The organism is Yoonia sp. SS1-5 (assembly GCF_038443705.2).
Taxonomy (GTDB): domain Bacteria; phylum Pseudomonadota; class Alphaproteobacteria; order Rhodobacterales; family Rhodobacteraceae; genus Yoonia; species Yoonia rhodophyticola.
On sequence record NZ_CP151767.2, the window covers coordinates 3,397,984 to 3,413,040 of the forward strand.

General features: G+C 59.2%; 9 protein-coding genes. 2 read left to right on the top strand and 7 right to left on the bottom strand.

Annotated elements, in window-relative coordinates; genetic code table 11:
* Positions 1-4: 4 nt before the first annotated feature.
* Positions 5-1,546 carry an alanine/glycine:cation symporter family protein gene (locus AABB31_RS18125; RefSeq protein ID WP_342076807.1) on the top strand — a complete coding sequence of 514 codons (1,542 nt, stop codon included), beginning with the start codon at positions 5-7 and terminating at the stop codon, positions 1,544-1,546.
* A gap of 75 nt (positions 1,547-1,621) precedes the next feature.
* Here the strand turns inward: AABB31_RS18125 and AABB31_RS18130 are convergent, their stop codons facing one another.
* Both AABB31_RS18130 and AABB31_RS18135 read right to left on the bottom strand, forming a co-directional pair.
* Positions 1,622-2,560: a type IV pili methyl-accepting chemotaxis transducer N-terminal domain-containing protein gene (locus tag AABB31_RS18130; protein WP_342076806.1), complete on the bottom strand. Its 939-nt coding sequence runs from the start codon at positions 2,558-2,560 to the stop codon at positions 1,622-1,624.
* A 155-nt stretch (positions 2,561-2,715) separates the two neighbouring features.
* Positions 2,716-4,308, bottom strand: coding sequence for a substrate-binding domain-containing protein (locus AABB31_RS18135; RefSeq protein WP_373635113.1), 1,593 nt, complete (start codon positions 4,306-4,308; stop codon positions 2,716-2,718).
* Positions 4,309-5,161: 853 nt separating this feature from the next.
* On the opposite strand from AABB31_RS18135, the gene AABB31_RS18140 reads away from it, so the two are divergent.
* Positions 5,162-6,091, top strand: coding sequence for an alpha/beta fold hydrolase (locus AABB31_RS18140; protein WP_342076804.1), 930 nt, complete (start codon positions 5,162-5,164; stop codon positions 6,089-6,091).
* Between the two features lie 54 nt (positions 6,092-6,145).
* Here AABB31_RS18140 and xdhC read toward each other — a convergent pair whose 3' ends face one another.
* The 5 genes from xdhC to dnaE all read right to left on the bottom strand — a co-directional run bounded on the left by xdhC (position 6,146) and on the right by dnaE (position 14,952).
* Positions 6,146-6,886, bottom strand: a complete 741-nt coding sequence (xdhC, locus tag AABB31_RS18145) for a xanthine dehydrogenase accessory protein XdhC (protein WP_342076803.1) — start codon at positions 6,884-6,886, stop codon at positions 6,146-6,148.
* On the bottom strand, positions 6,883-9,204 hold the full coding sequence (xdhB, locus tag AABB31_RS18150) for a xanthine dehydrogenase molybdopterin binding subunit (protein ID WP_373635114.1): 2,322 nt from the start codon (positions 9,202-9,204) through the stop codon (positions 6,883-6,885). Before xdhB ends, xdhC begins: the two co-directional genes overlap by 4 nt.
* Positions 9,201-10,556, bottom strand: a complete 1,356-nt coding sequence (gene xdhA, locus AABB31_RS18155; RefSeq protein ID WP_342076802.1) for a xanthine dehydrogenase small subunit — start codon at positions 10,554-10,556, stop codon at positions 9,201-9,203. The genes xdhB and xdhA overlap by 4 nt, the downstream gene beginning before the upstream one ends.
* Before the next feature lie 179 nt (positions 10,557-10,735).
* Positions 10,736-11,356, bottom strand: a complete 621-nt coding sequence (locus AABB31_RS18160; protein ID WP_342076801.1) for a hypothetical protein — start codon at positions 11,354-11,356, stop codon at positions 10,736-10,738.
* A gap of 80 nt (positions 11,357-11,436) precedes the next feature.
* Positions 11,437-14,952: a DNA polymerase III subunit alpha gene (gene dnaE / locus AABB31_RS18165; RefSeq protein WP_342076800.1), complete on the bottom strand. Its 3,516-nt coding sequence runs from the start codon at positions 14,950-14,952 to the stop codon at positions 11,437-11,439.
* Positions 14,953-15,057: the final 105 nt, after the last annotated feature.

The following is a 15,057-nucleotide window of genomic DNA, read 5'->3' on the forward strand; positions in this document are numbered from 1 at the left end:
GACAATGAAAACGTTATTGCCTGCAGCCCTTTTGGCTGTTTTGTCGCCTGTCGCCGCTGCCGCGCAGGAGATGTCATTTGACGACAAGGTCAACGAGGCCTTCGCCAGTTCAACCGGATGGTTTGTCAGCCTGATCTTTGCCCCATTGCCGGGGACCAGTTTCCCGTGGATCGTGATGTGGCTGGTCATTGGCGCGTCAGTTTTCACACTCTATTTCGGCCTGATCCAGTTGCGCGCATTCGGACACGCGATTTCGCTGGTCAAGGGGGACTATTCCGATCCCAACGACGCGGGTGAAGTCAGTCACTTTCAGGCTCTCGCCACCGCATTGTCGGGGACCGTCGGGCTGGGGAATATCGCGGGTGTGGCCGTTGCCGTTGGTATTGGCGGGCCCGGGGCCACATTCTGGATGATCTTTGCGGGCCTCTTGGGGATGGCATCAAAATTCACCGAATGCACATTGGGTGTGAAATACCGGAACGAGTATGATGACGGGACCGTCTCGGGCGGTCCGATGTACTATATGACCAAGGGGTTCAAGGAACGCGGATTGCCCGGTGGCAGTGTGCTTGCGGTCCTCTTTGCGATCTTCTGTATTCTGGGCGCGCTGGGCGGCGGGAACATGTTCCAGGCCAATCAGGCGCATGCGCAGATTTCGGGAATTGTCGGGGACTACCCAGGCTGGATCACCGGTGCGGTCTTTGCGGTCATCGTGTTTCTGGTCATTGTCGGGGGGATCAAATCCATCGCCAATGTCACCGAAAAGGTCGTGCCATTTATGGGCGTGATGTATGTGGTGGTCGCGCTGATCATCCTGCTGGTAAACTATGACAAGATCGGCTGGGCCTTTGGGCAGATCTGGGCTGGCGCATTCACCGGTCTTGGTGTTGCTGGCGGTTTCGTGGGGGCGCTGATCCAGGGCTTCAAGCGGGCGGCGTTTTCGAACGAAGCCGGTGTCGGGTCGGCGGCCATCGCACACTCTGCCGTGCGAACCAAAGAGCCAATCACCGAAGGCGTTGTGTCATTGCTGGAGCCGTTCATTGACACGGTTGTGATCTGCACAATGACGGCGCTGGTCATCACGATTTCCGGCGTGTTGGTCATCAATCCGGAAACCGGTCTGTATGTGCTGAACGAGGCGGGCACATCAATCCAGACCGCGGACGGATCATCAGGTGTGCAATTGACATCGGCGGCCTTTGCCACCGGGTTCAGCTGGTTCCCTTATGTTCTGGCGATTGCGGTGATCCTGTTTGCCTTCTCGACGATGATCAGTTGGTCCTATTACGGCCTGAAGGCCTGGACCTTTCTGGTCGGCGAAGGTTTTGTGAAGGAGCTGATTTTCAAACTGATCTTCTGCTTGTTTATCGTGGTAGGTGCTGCGGCCCAGCTGGGGGCGGTGATCGACTTCTCTGACGCGATGATCTTTGCGATGGCGGTAGTGAACATCACTGCGCTTTATATGCTGATGCCAATCGTCAAGCGCGAGATGAACAGCTATTTTGCGCGGCTGAAGTCAGGCGAAATCGTCAAGCACAAGCACTGATCCGACCAACAAGAAGGGGCGCGCCAATCCGTTGGCGCGCCCCTTTTCTTTGCTGATGTCGCCGCCGGGGCAGTATCAGATATTCAGCTTGGAGGCTTCGGAATACATGACCACAACAGTGTTCATGTCACCTGTCATGGCGTTTGACTTGTTGAACATGTCCGCCCGGGTGCCTTCGTCAAGGGCGTCGCCTGCCAGTACCTTGGCAACGATGGGCTGCAACTCTGCCCAGTCATCAACCACAACCGCAATCGCATCTGCAATTTCGGCTGTCGGCGGGGCCTTGATCCCGGCCGCCGGCATGCCGGTGACAAGCGCGTCGAGTGTGCTGGAAAAGGTGGCTGCAGCCTCGGTCAATTCTGTCGCGGCGGCATCGACGTTGACGCCCGATGAAATCAGGCAGACATTCTTTGATATCCGCTGGGCCAGCATACGCTGCCTGCCGGCAAGGTCGATGGTCAACGCATCAATCTGAAGCAATGCCGTAGGGTCGGCATATTGTCCCGAGATTTCGCTGACCAGCAATTGCGCAATCCGCAGCACCTCGGCGCTTTGCGCGCTCATCGCCGCGATTTGATCATTTGTGCCGCCATCCGTCAGAATGGTCTTTGCGGCCTCGAACATCGGCAGCCACTCTTCATGCAGTTTGCGAATGCCGACCAATGTCTTGCGGCGTTCTTCGGCGCCGATGATGCCCAGGGTTTCGTCACCGAATTCCAGGGCGGTGACGATTTTCTCGAATTCCTCGGCGGCAGACGTCAGCATGGCACTGCTGCTCGCCGGGTCAATGCCCGCAGCCAGATTGCAGGCCGCAGCGGGAACGCGCTGGCTGAGCATGCGCAGTTTGCCGGACAGGTCGATACGCTGACTGGCGCCGACATCTTCGAGGAACTGTACTTGCAGCACCTCGTCCTGGGTCAGATCGTCCGCATGGGCGGGGCCGGTCATTGCGGCACAAAGGCCGGTGATGGCAAGCAGTTTCGCCAGTAAGGCTGTTAGAAAAGGGGTATTCATTACTGTCTCCCTTGATCGGGTAAAAACAAACATAGAACCCAGCGCAGGCTGAACAGAGACATGCAGCCCGCCGTCAAACCGGGTGTCGAGGGTCGTTCAGGGCAAGATGGCCCTTGCATAGTGGGGGCGGGCGCATGCATGCGCCCGCAATCCAATCAGCCTTGGCTTGCCTGGATCCACACCTCGACCCGGCGGTTGATCGCGCGACCATTCTCTGTGCTGTTACAGGCAACGGGGGCGATTTCACCAAATCCGGCAGTGGCCATTTCGACACCGCCAAGGCGGTCGCCTGCAAAATCCTGCAATGTCCGCATGACCTGATCGGCCCGCGATACGGAAAGATCGCGGTTGCTGTCGAATGCGCCCACGTCATCGGTAAAGCCGACGAACATGATTTTCGTACCTTCCGGCTGCTGCTCAAGATAGTTGGCGAGACGTTCCAGGTTCAACAGACCGCGTGGATCAAGACGCTGCGAGCCGGTGCGGAAACGGAAAGTCGATGACAGGCGATCAAAGTCGATCATCTGCGCCATCATTTCGCGCATAAAGCCACCCTCATAGGGGTCAGCGTCCGGGTTCAGCAGCTGCTTGCCGCGCGCGCCTTCCAATGACATTGCGCGACGGTCGATGCCAAGATCAATAAACCCGGCCTTTGCAATCACCTCGTCCGCTTCCGCGGACAGGGCGTAGTCGATGAAATCCTGCGCAGTTTCGCTGGTATTATCCTCGCGGTTATACAGGTACAGGAAACGCTGCAGCGGATACTCTTCCGTCCGGGCCGAGAACGCATCGGGACGGGTGGTCAAACCACATTCGTTCACCAAGGTGACCGGTTGCGCGCCGCGCTGGAAGGCGTAGCCGACAAAACCGATTGCGTTTTCGTCATTGTTGACCATCGCAGCCATGTCGTTGTTGCTGTCCGCGATCTGGATATTGGCCGGTGGCGTTGGTGTTTCATCGCCAAACAGGCGGCTTTCGAACACACCGCGTGTACCGGACCCTTCCGGGCGGCCATAGACGTTGATTGGCGCATCATTCCCGCCAACCTCGGACCAGTTGGTGATTTCACTGTTGTAAATCCCGCGCAACTGTTCGGTTGTCAGGGAATTGACCTCGTTAGCCGGGTTCGTGATGACGACAAGGCTGTCAACGGCGATGATATGTTCCTGCGCAGGATCAATCATGTTGCCGGCGCCGTTGTCGCGCAGCGCGCGTGCTTCGTCAGGGCGGATGCGGCGTGATGCCATGCCGATTTCGGCTGACTTGCTAAGCAGCGTGCGGAACGCATCGCTGGACCCGGTAGATGTCACAAGGTAGCTACCCATCGGGTCGCCAAACCCCTCATCGCCGATCAGTTCGGCAAGGATTTCACCATCATTGTCGGTTGCGGTGACGGTTGCTTCGGCGCCAAGAAAGGCCGCGTAGCCCGACAGCAGCAGCGGCATGACGCCTTCACCCACCGTGTCAGACCCGGCGAATTGCAGATCCGCATCCACGACATTGAATTCGGGGCAGCTTTCGCCCTCGCAGCGGACGCGCGCGGCGGAAATGCGCAGGTCACCAAGGCCGGTTCTGATAACGTAATTATTGTCTACAAATTCGACGAATTCGCCAACAAGGTTGACCGTTCCGTCTTCTGATTTGAGCGTTACTTCCCCAGCGCCAACCGCTGCCGGGGCGATCAGCGCGGCAGCAAGTGCCACAGCCGAAACCAGGTTGCGATGTTTCTCGACGACCTCAAAAGCCATTTATCTCTCCATTACTCTTCATACCGCGGGGTCAGCCCCGTTCGGCTTGGAATTCACCGTTGTGCAATTTGGCAGGTGCAGACCCAACTCATTACTCTTCTCAACCTGCCTCATATTTGTGCAAGAATTGAGGCGTGGGCGCCATTCAAAGGCTGTCACAATTATTTCAGTCATCTGTGGATCCGTGAATCACTCAACCCAACTTGTCATAAATTCGTAACATTGGACCCCAAATCGGCCAACGGCCAATCCGTCAATCAACGTATTCTCCCTAAAACCATGCAGCGCGGCGGAACGGAAGCGCATAGGCATTGAAGCCTTGTGGTCATACCAAAGTCATTGACCTTAACCGCTTTTACGCGCGTAAATTAAGTTGAGGTAAGCGCCGAGATCGCAACAAAAATACAACATTTCATCGGGATTGTTGCCCGAATGTGGCTTTATCTTGGCGATGTGATCGCGTTGTTGCCGCCCCGCCCGGTGCATTTGTCGAATCGTGTTGTATTACAATGCAAAATCGCGTTGCCGTCCTTCGGAACTCTTGGGTTGCTGGTTGGTGCGTCGCGCACCTTTTCCCATATGGCATTCCCTTCTTTCGGCTGTCCACCGACAGCATGCACCTTACCTGACGGTGTAGTTGAGGGGGCTTACAGCTTGGTTAACGGGGATGAGAGCCGTCGAGATTGCCATGGCCCACCGCGCGTTGGTTCGAGGATGCTTCGCCGGCACAAGACCCTGGTTCGGTTCAACAATGGAACCAGCCCCGAAAGATAGCTTATCCCTATAAGTACGTACTATATTGACAAGTGCGGAATTTCTGATCAGCGTGGTGGCATACTGGAGGGGGGATCCAATGGAACGGCGTTCATTTCTTAAACTGGCGGGTGTCGCAACGGCGGCATCGGTGACAACAACGGCTGCAAAAGCGCAAGATCAGGGCAAGACAGCTTTCGTCCTGGTCCATGGCTCGTGGCACGGCGGGTGGTGTTGGGATCTGGTATCGCAGCATCTGAACGCCGCGGGTCACATCACGGTTGCAATAGATTTGCCGGGATCGGGGCTGACGGCCGGGATACCCCAAAGCTTTACAAATCGCCCACTGGATCCGGCGGCTTTCGCGACAGAGGCGTCAACGCAAGCGCCAATTGGTATCGCGGCCTATGCAGATGCAGTTATCGCGGGGGCCGATCGGGCCGTTGCGATGGGGGCCACCAATGTTGTGGCGGTCGGGCATTCGATGGGCGGGGTGCCGATCAGCTTTGCTGCTGCGAAGGCGCCCGAGAAGTTTCAGGCGCTGCACTATCTGGCGGCCCTGACGCCGGTGGGCGAGAAGCCGGCAGGCGCCTATATCGGCCTTCAGGCGCAGCAGGAAAAAAGCAAGATCAACAGTATCGTTTTGGCAGACCCGGCCGTGATCGGTGCGATCCGGGTCGACCCCCGTTCGACCGATCCGGCCTATCTGGCCAATTTCAAAGAAGCATTGGCCGCCGATGTTGATGACATGCTGTTGGCATCCGTGATGCATCTGCTGACGCCGGATGCACCCGCGGCGATGTACGGCGAGGTTGCGGCCTTTCCCGAGGCTTTTGGGAATATTCGCAAGACCTTCATTCGTTGTCTGAACGACAACACCGTGGTGCCCGAGACCTGCAAGGCCATTGCTGACGACATGAACGCAACCTGGCCGGGCTCGCCAACCAAACTGGTTGATCTGGAATCGTCCCATGCCCCGATGTTTTCGCAGCGGCAGAAATTGGCCGAACTGCTGATGGAGAACGCCTGAGCCACGCCATGTGATCGAGCCGATGGATATGTCCGTAGCGGTGCGATCCAGTGGTTAGGCTGTCTGATCTTTGGCCTGCGGGTGATGCCCGGCAATCATCGTCACCGCCACGCCCAGCGCCAGTGCGGCGGGATCCTTGCCCAAGGCGGGGTCACCTATGGGGCAGGCAATGCGCGCGATTTGCGCGGGCGCGTGCCCCAAGGCCGCCAGGCGCGACTGAAATCGTGCCCATTTGGTCGCCGATCCGATTAGTCCCGCACTGCCAAAGGGCCGGGACAAAATGGCGTGGCACAGGGCAAGGTCGATCTCGTGGCTATAGGTCAGGATCAGGTGTTCGGCACAGTCCGGCGCATGCGGCACGACCCGTGCCGGATCGGTCGCGACAAGCGTGGTGACGCTGGTTTGCGGGAACCTGTCGGCATGGGTGTCGACCCATGTGATGTCAAAACCCGGCAGCGGGTCCATGACATGGACCAGCGCCCGGCCCACATGGCCGGCCCCGTAGATCCAGACAGGCCGTTTGGGTTGCGCCTCAATCGCCTGTCCCAGCTCCCAGCGCAGGCTGACGGACCCGCCGCAGCATTGCCCAAGCGCGGGGCCAAGTGGAATTGTCTGTTGGTGTGCGCTGCGTCCCTCGCGCAGCATCGCCCGCGCCTCGCCAATGGCCTGCCATTCCAGTTGGCCGCCGCCAATGGTGCCTGCCGTCCGGTCTGGCCAGACCATCATCTGCGTCCCGGCATCCCGTGGGGCAGAGCCCGCGGTGCGGGTTATGGTGATGCGGATCACTTCGCTCATCCGCGGGCCCGTCCGATGGCGCGCAGAACCTCTTCGGCGGTGGCGGGCGCCTGCAGGTCCGGATAATGCGGCCCGCATGCGCTGACCGCATCTGACAAGGCAAGAAAGGCTGAAATGCCCAGCATGAAGGGCGGCTCGCCCACGGCCTTGGACCGATAGATGGTCTGTGCCGGATTGGGCGTATCCCAGAGGGCCACGTTGAAAATATCTGGCCGGTCAGAGCAGGCGGGGATTTTGTAGGTGGCCGGTGCGTGGGTGCGCAAACGGCCCTGAGCGTCCCAGACCAGCTCCTCGGTCGTCAGCCAGCCCGCGCCTTGCACATACCCCCCCTCAATCTGGCCAATATCGAGTGCGGGGTTCAGTGATGAACCGGCATCGTGCAGAATGTCCGTGCGCAAGATCCGGTTTTCGCCGGTCAGCGTGTCAATCACCACCTCGGTCACGGCGACCCCTTGCGCGAAATAGAAGAATGGCGTGCCCCGGCCCTTGATCCGATCCCAGTTCAGCCCGGGCGTCTTGTAAAATCCTGTGGCCGACAGGCTGACCCGGTTTTGATAGGCCGTCTGGGCCGCTTCGGCAAAGCTGATCGTCTTGGTCCCGATGTGGACCTGCCCATCCGCAAAGCGAATGTTTTCGGTCGCGGTCTGGTGCAATTTGCCCAGACATTCCGCGATCCGGTCCTTGATGATGTCGCATGCATTTGCGACGGCCATGCCGTTCAGATCGGACCCGGACGAGGCCGCAGTCGCGGACGTGTTCGGAACCTTGCCGGTATCGGTGGCCGTGATCTTGATCGCACTGGTGTCGATGCCAAACCGGTGCGCTGCCACCTGTGCGACTTTCTGAAACAGGCCTTGGCCCATTTCGGTCCCGCCATGGTTCATATGGACGGACCCATCCTGATAGACATGCACCAGCGCGCCGGCCTGATTGAGATGGGTGAGGGTGAATGAAATCCCGAACTTGACCGGGCTGAGCGCGATCCCCTTTTTCAGGATGGTCTGGCTGTCATTCCACGCGCGGATTGCAGCGCGCCGATTGTCGTAGTCGCAGGTTTCAAGCAGCGATGCCGTCATCTCGTTCAGAACGAAGTCGGTGACCGCCATTGCGTAGGGGGTTGTCTGTCGCACAGATGGGTCAAGACCCATCTTACGGCCTTGCGCCTGCGCCGTGGGCATTGGCGCATAATAATTGGCTTGCCGCACGGATGCCGGATCGCGCCCCAGTGCGGCCGCGACGTGATCCATCACCCGTTCGATCCCCAGCACCCCTTGCGGTCCCCCAAACCCCCGATAGGCGGTCGCCGATTGCGTATTGGTTTTCAGCCGATGCGATGTAATCCGTGCATGGGGCAGGTGATAGGCATTGTCGGCATGCAGCATGGCCCGGTCCGCCACGGGCAGCGACAAATCCATGGCCCAGCCGCAGCGGGTGAACTGGACAAAGTCAACACCCGCAAGCACGCCCTGATCATCAAAACCCGCCGTGTAAGTGATGCGGAAATCATGCCGCTTGCCCGTGATGATCATGTCATCATCCCGGTCATAGCGCATCTTGCAGGGCTGGTCGGTCGCCGCTGCCGCAATCGCTGCCGCAACGGCCAGCGCATTCCCCTGGCTTTCCTTGCCGCCAAACCCGCCGCCCATGCGCCTGACCTCGCATCGCACCGCGTGCATGGACATCCCAAGTGCCTCTGCCACCTTATGCTGGATCTCGGTCGGGTGCTGGGTGGAGCTATGCACAAGCATATCGCCCCCTTCCTGCGGCAGCGCGAGCGCGGCTTGTCCTTCGAGGTAGAAATGTTCCTGCCCGCCCATGTCGATCTGTCCGCTGATCCGGTGGGGAGCTTGCGCGATCGCATCATCCACGTCGCCCTTGGTCCAGATGCGTGGTCCATCCTCGAACCGGCTATCGGCGGCCAGGGCGGCCTCGATTGTCAGTACGGGCGTTTCCTTGGCATAGGTGATGTTGGCCAGGCGGGCTGCCTTGCGGGCGTTCAGATGGGTGTCGGCCACAACAAGAAAGACCGGCTGGCCCAGGTAATGGACCTGACCCATGGCCAGTAGTGGTTCGTCATGGGCCGAAGGTGACACATCATTGGCAAATGGCAGATCATCGGCAGTCATCACCATGCGGACCCCAGGCGCAGACCGAACGGCTGCCAGATCACAATCGGTGATCGCCCCCCGTGCAACCTCCGAGAGGCCGAACGCCAGATGCAGCGTGCCTTGCGGGGTCGGGATATCATCCACATAGCGGGCCGTGCCCGTGACGTGCAGGGCGGCTGCATCATGAGGCAGGGATTTCGCGACGCTCATGACGACACCGCCAGGACATTTGTTTCAATCCCGTTCAACGCCGCGAAATAACGGCGCAGAAGGTTTTGTGCGATGTCCATGCGGTAGCTGGCAGATGCGCGCATATCCGACAGCGGTGTGAAGTCATCCGCAAAGCTTGCACAGGCCGCATCAATCACGGTTTGGGTCCATGGCTGCCCGATCAGGGCGGCCTCAACCGCGCTGGCCCGTTTGGGGATGCCTGCCATTCCGCCAAATGCAATGCGGGCTGCGGCGATGTCGCCGTCCTTGATCGCTATATTGAAGCAGCCGCAAACGGCCGAGATGTCCTGATCGAAACGCTTCGAGATCTTGTAGCAGCGCAATGCAGGTGCTGCCTTTGGGATTGTCACACCGGTGACCAGCTCGCCTGCGGCACGGTCCTGTTTGCCATAGTCGAGGAAGAAGTCGGCGATGGGCAAATCGCGCGTCTTGCTGCCATGGCGCAGATGCAATGTGGCATCAAGAGCGATCAGTGCCGGTGGATTGTCCCCGATGGGCGAGCCGTTTGCGATATTCCCGCCAATTGTCGCAGCGTTGCGCACTTGTTCAGACCCGTAGCGGCGGATCATCGCAGCGTATGAGGGATGGGCGGTTTGCACAGCCGCCAGTACGTCGGCCATTGTGGCCATGGCGCCGATATGGATATGGTCCGCGGCTACTGTGATCTTGCGCAATTCCTCGCATCGGTTCAGGAAGGCCATATCGGGCAGATCGCGCAACTGCTTGGTCACCCACAGGCCGACATCTGTTGCACCAGCGACCAAGGTTGCATCGGGGTGGGCGGCATACCATTGCGCCAATGCATCCAGGGTCTCGGGCGCAAAGGGCGTGGCCGAAACCTCGGGCAGCGGGTCATGCAGCCAGGCGGGGACGGGTGCAGCTGCGGCGGCGTCGGCGGCTTTGATGATCGGGGCGTAGCCCGTACAGCGGCACAGATTGCCCGCAAGCACATCGTCATGATCCGTGCGGCCTTGCATATGGGCCACGGTCATCGACGCGACGATCCCGGGCGTGCAGAACCCGCATTGGGATCCGTGATGTGTGATCATCGCCTCTTGCACCGGATGCAAGCTGCCATCGGGGCCGCTGATCCCTTCGACTGTCCGGACAGACTTGCCATGCAGCTGGGGCAGAAAGAGGATACAGGCGTTCAGTGCCTTGGGGCCGTCGGCATCGGACACCATGACGGTGCACGCGCCACAGTCACCTTCGTTGCAGCCTTCCTTGGTTGCGCATAGCTTGCGATCTTCGCGCAGCCAGTCCAGCAAGGTATATGTGGATGGGGCCGTCACGGTCACGGCATCTCCGTTCAAAACGAAGCTGACTTCCATCTGTAAAACCTGCCGCTTTACCCGGTTCGCCAAAGATATCAGGCTGCGTCGATGCGGCGTAGACGCAGGCAGACCATGGCCACATGGAACCGGGACCAGCCCCGATTTGCAAGCCTATTATGTAGAGAGCGGGTCAACAAAGCGGCCAGTGGCGCCGAAAGAGGCAACAGGATCGGGCGTTAGCGCCCGTTGACATCCTTGGCGACAACCTCGCCCCGATGCAGCAACACGTCCGACCAGTTGGCGTTATTCCCAAAGCTTTCATAGACGGTCACAAAGGCCGTAGTCTTTGCCAGCCGGTCAATCCGGCGACCGCAGGGCTGCAACCGGGCAACCCGGCAGAAAGAGCCTTTGATCACTTCATAGGCTTCATCGGTGATTGTGTAGGGCTGTTTGAGGCCGACATCTGCATATCGCACCATTTCATGCGTGCCGACATCACCGGTGATGACCAGCGCGCCTGAGAACTGGCGGGCGCATCCGTCCCGGAACCCGGTGATAAAATGGGTGCGCAAACCGGTGCTATTCGGTGCGGTGTCATAGATTGTGTAGCCGGATGCATCTGTCACGGATTTGCCCATGTCACGCCGGCTGACGGTGCAATTGCGGGCGATGCGGCCATAGGGGACAACCTGATCGGCGGTGACCTCAACATCAACTTCGCGGTTTTGCGTCCCGATAAACCCCAGTGACGCCGGGCCGCCCCCCTCGACATCGCCGATAAGGTCCAGATCGGAAAACGGGTCCCCGCATCCGATCAAGAAAACAGAACCCAAAAGAATGAGCGCAGTTCGCACCATGTAAGCGGAGACCCCCGTCAAAGATAAACGGGTCCTTAACTAATTTTGGCCGGCCCGTCCAGATGGGGCCGGTGCGGGGGTCAGGCATCTTCGACTTCGATGACGCCCCCAAGGCTGCGCAATGCCCCTTTGATTTGGGGGTTGACCGGGAACATATCGCCCAGATCCAGTTCAACCTCACCGGGTAGCGAGCTGTCCATCAGGCAGAACAGGATGGGGCCGCGCCCGGCGCGCACGCCGTCGCGATCAGCGTTCTGCAGGATGCTCGCGACCGAGCCGATCACCTGCGGATCATCAATAAATACGCGCAACCCCGCGCTGCCCGCATCTGCAACGGCAAGATCAATCGGGGACACAGATCGCCCGAGCAATTTCAGCTGATCGGCCTCCATCGTGGCCTCGCATTGCAGGACAACCTGCGACCCGCTTTCGAGATACTCGCGCGATTTCTCTAGCGTGTCAGAGAACATCGTCACTTCGTACTGGCCGGTCGGGTCGGATAATTGCACAAAGGCAAACCGGTTCCCGCGCGCGGATTTCCGCTCTTGCCGGCCAGAAACGGTGCCGGCCATTTTCACGATTGCCGCGCCTTTCTCGGCGCGGGCGGTCACCTCATCAAGTGTCAGGATCTGCTTGCGTTTCAGCGCACCCATATAGTCATCCAGCGGATGGCCCGACAGGTAGAACCCGATGGCTTTGAATTCCTCGGCCAATCGCTCGGCCGGTAGCCAATCTTCCCCGCCGGACAGACGGGGTTCGGGCAGATCGTCGCCGGCTTCCCCGAACAGGGATACCTGATTGGATGATTTCTGATCGTGGATGGCGGCGGAATAGGCGGTCAGCGCGTCAAGGCTCAGCATGACGCGTCGCCGGTTGGGGTCCAACACATCAAAGGCACCCGCACGTGCCAGCATCTCGAGCGGGCGTTTACCCACCCGTTTGAGATCAACCCGGCGGGCCACATCAAACAGGTTCACGAATGGCTTGGGGTCGGATGCATCGGTGCCATCGCGGGCCTCGACAATCAGCTTCATCGCCTCGACGCCCACATTCTTCAGCGCGCCCAGCGCATAGACCAGCTTGCCCTCATGGACATCAAAGGTGGCCATGGATCGGTTCACGCAAGGCGGGGTGTAATCCAGCCCGAGGCCTTTCTTGACCTCCTGAAAATACACACCCAGCTTGTCTGTCAGGTGAATATCGCAATTCATCACGCCAGCCATGAACTCGACCGGGTGATTGGCTTTAAGCCATGCAGTTTGGTAGCTGACAACTGCATAGGCCGCCGCGTGGGATTTGTTGAACCCGTAATTGGCAAACTTCTCCAGAAGGTCGAAAACCTCGGTCGCCTTTTTCTTGTCGACGCCGTTCTTCTTGGCGCCCTCTTCGAATTTCGGACGCTCGGCGTCCATCGCCTCTTTGATCTTTTTACCCATCGCCCGGCGCAGCAGGTCCGCACCGCCAAGCGAATATCCGGCCATTACCTGCGCGATCTGCATCACCTGTTCCTGATAGACGATGATGCCTTGGGTTTCCTCGAGGATGTAGTCGATTGACGGGTGGATTGATTCCAGCTCCTTTTGCCCGTTCTTGACCTCGCAATAGGTGGGGATGTTTTCCATCGGGCCGGGCCGATAGAGCGCCACAAGGGCCACGATGTCTTCGATGCAGGTGGGCTTCATGCGCTTGAGCGCATCCATCATGCCAGAGCTTTCCACCTGGAACACAGCCACCGTCCTGGCCGATGAATAAAGCGCATAGGATTTTTCATCATCCAGCGGGATTGCACCGATATCGTGTTCAAATCCCGCCGGGCAATCGTAAAGGATCGTGCCGTCAGCCGCCATGTTCAACGGGCGGCCCGCCTGCCGGATCAGGTTTACCGCATTCTGGATCACGGTCAGGGTTTTCAGTCCGAGGAAGTCGAATTTCACCAGCCCGGCCTGTTCGACCCATTTCATGTTGAACTGGGTGGCCGGCATGTCCGAGCGCGGATCTTGATAGAGCGGGACCAGCGCGTCCAGCGGACGATCCCCGATCACCACACCGGCTGCGTGGGTGGATGCGTTGCGCAACAGGCCTTCAACCTGTTGGGCATAGGTCAACAGACGATCCACGACCTCTTCATTCTTGGCTTCTTCGCGCAGACGCGGCTCGTCCGCCAGCGCCTTTTCGATGCTGACCGGTTTGACCCCTTCGACCGGGATCATCTTGGACAGACGATCCACCTGACCATAGGGCATCTGCAACACGCGGCCCACATCGCGCACGGCAGCCTTCGACAGCAATGCGCCAAAGGTGATGATCTGGCCCACCTTGTCGCGCCCGTATTTTTCCTGAACGTAACGGATCACTTCCTCGCGCCGGTCCATGCAGAAGTCGATATCGAAATCGGGCATGGACACCCGTTCGGGGTTCAGAAACCGTTCAAACAGCAGCGAATACCGCAGCGGATCCAGATCGGTGATCAGCAACGCGTAAGCAACAAGCGACCCCGCCCCTGACCCGCGACCGGGGCCAACCGGGATATCCTGATCCTTGGCCCATTTGATAAAGTCGGCAACGATCAGAAAATAGCCGGGAAAGCCCATGCCCTCGATAATGCCAAGCTCGAATTCCAGTCGTTTTTCATAGTCCTCGACCGGTGCTGCATGGGGGATGATGGCAAGGCGGGCCTTCAGCCCCTCTTGGGCCTGCCGGCGCAGTTCGGCGACCTCGTCATCGGCGAATTTGGGCAGGATCGGATCGCGGGTATATGTCTTGAATGCGCAGCGCTTTGCGATTTCAACCGTATTTTCAATCGCTTCGGGAAGGTCAGCGAAAAGGGTGACCATCTCTTGCGGCGATTTGAGATAGTGTTGTGGCGTCAGGCGCCGCCGCGGTTCCTGCTGATCGACATAGGCGCCCTCGGCGATGCAGATCAGGGCATCATGGGCCTCGTACAGTTCGGATTTCGGAAAGTAGACATCGTTGGTCGCAACCAGCGGCAGGTTCTTTGCATAGGCCATTTCGATATGGCCACGCTCTGACAGGGCCTCGGCCTCGGGCAGGCCATCGCCGGGATGGCGTTGCAGTTCGACATATAACCTGTCGGGATAGATCAGCGCCAACCGGTCCATCAGTAACTCGGCCTTGGGTCGCTGGCCCTGCCGCAAAAGGCGGCCCACCGGCCCATCCGGCCCGCCGGTCAGACAGATCAGCCCGGCGTGATGGCTAGCCAGCTCGTCCAGGTTGACTTGGGGCAACTGCCCCTGCGCGTCGAGATAGGCGCAAGAGTTCAATTTCATCAGGTTTTCGTAGCCGGTCTCGTTCTGGGCCAGCAAAACAATCGGGGCCGGGTCATCGGGTCTGCGCCCGGGTTCGGGATCAATATAGGTGACGTCAATCTGACAGCCGATGATTGGCTGGATCCCGGCCTTTGATGCCCCTTCGGAAAATTCCAGGGCGCAGAACATGTTATTGCTGTCAGTGACGGCGACGGCGGGCATGTCCATGGCCGCCGCCATGCCCGGTAGTTTCTTGACCGGAATGGCCCCCTCAAGCAAAGAGTATTCGGTGTGCACGCGCAGGTGAATGAATCGGGGATCGCTGGTCATCTTTTCAGGGTATCTGAAGTGTGACAGGGTACAAGCCGACATCGGACAGAAAGGGTGTCTTGGTGAGACGATTTGCAGCTTTTCTAACGCTTCTTGGAACCCCGG

Coding starts and splice junctions, on each gene's coding strand:
- AABB31_RS18125 (WP_342076807.1), top strand. CDS start 5: ATGAAAACGTTATTGCCTGCAGCCCTTTTGGCTGTTTTGTCGCCTGTC.
- AABB31_RS18130 (WP_342076806.1), bottom strand. CDS start 2,560: ATGAATACCCCTTTTCTAACAGCCTTACTGGCGAAACTGCTTGCCATC.
- AABB31_RS18135 (WP_373635113.1), bottom strand. CDS start 4,308: ATGGCTTTTGAGGTCGTCGAGAAACATCGCAACCTGGTTTCGGCTGTG.
- AABB31_RS18140 (WP_342076804.1), top strand. CDS start 5,162: ATGGAACGGCGTTCATTTCTTAAACTGGCGGGTGTCGCAACGGCGGCA.
- xdhC (WP_342076803.1), bottom strand. CDS start 6,886: ATGAGCGAAGTGATCCGCATCACCATAACCCGCACCGCGGGCTCTGCC.
- xdhB (WP_373635114.1), bottom strand. CDS start 9,204: ATGAGCGTCGCGAAATCCCTGCCTCATGATGCAGCCGCCCTGCACGTC.
- xdhA (WP_342076802.1), bottom strand. CDS start 10,556: ATGGAAGTCAGCTTCGTTTTGAACGGAGATGCCGTGACCGTGACGGCC.
- AABB31_RS18160 (WP_342076801.1), bottom strand. CDS start 11,356: ATGGTGCGAACTGCGCTCATTCTTTTGGGTTCTGTTTTCTTGATCGGA.
- dnaE (WP_342076800.1), bottom strand. CDS start 14,952: ATGACCAGCGATCCCCGATTCATTCACCTGCGCGTGCACACCGAATAC.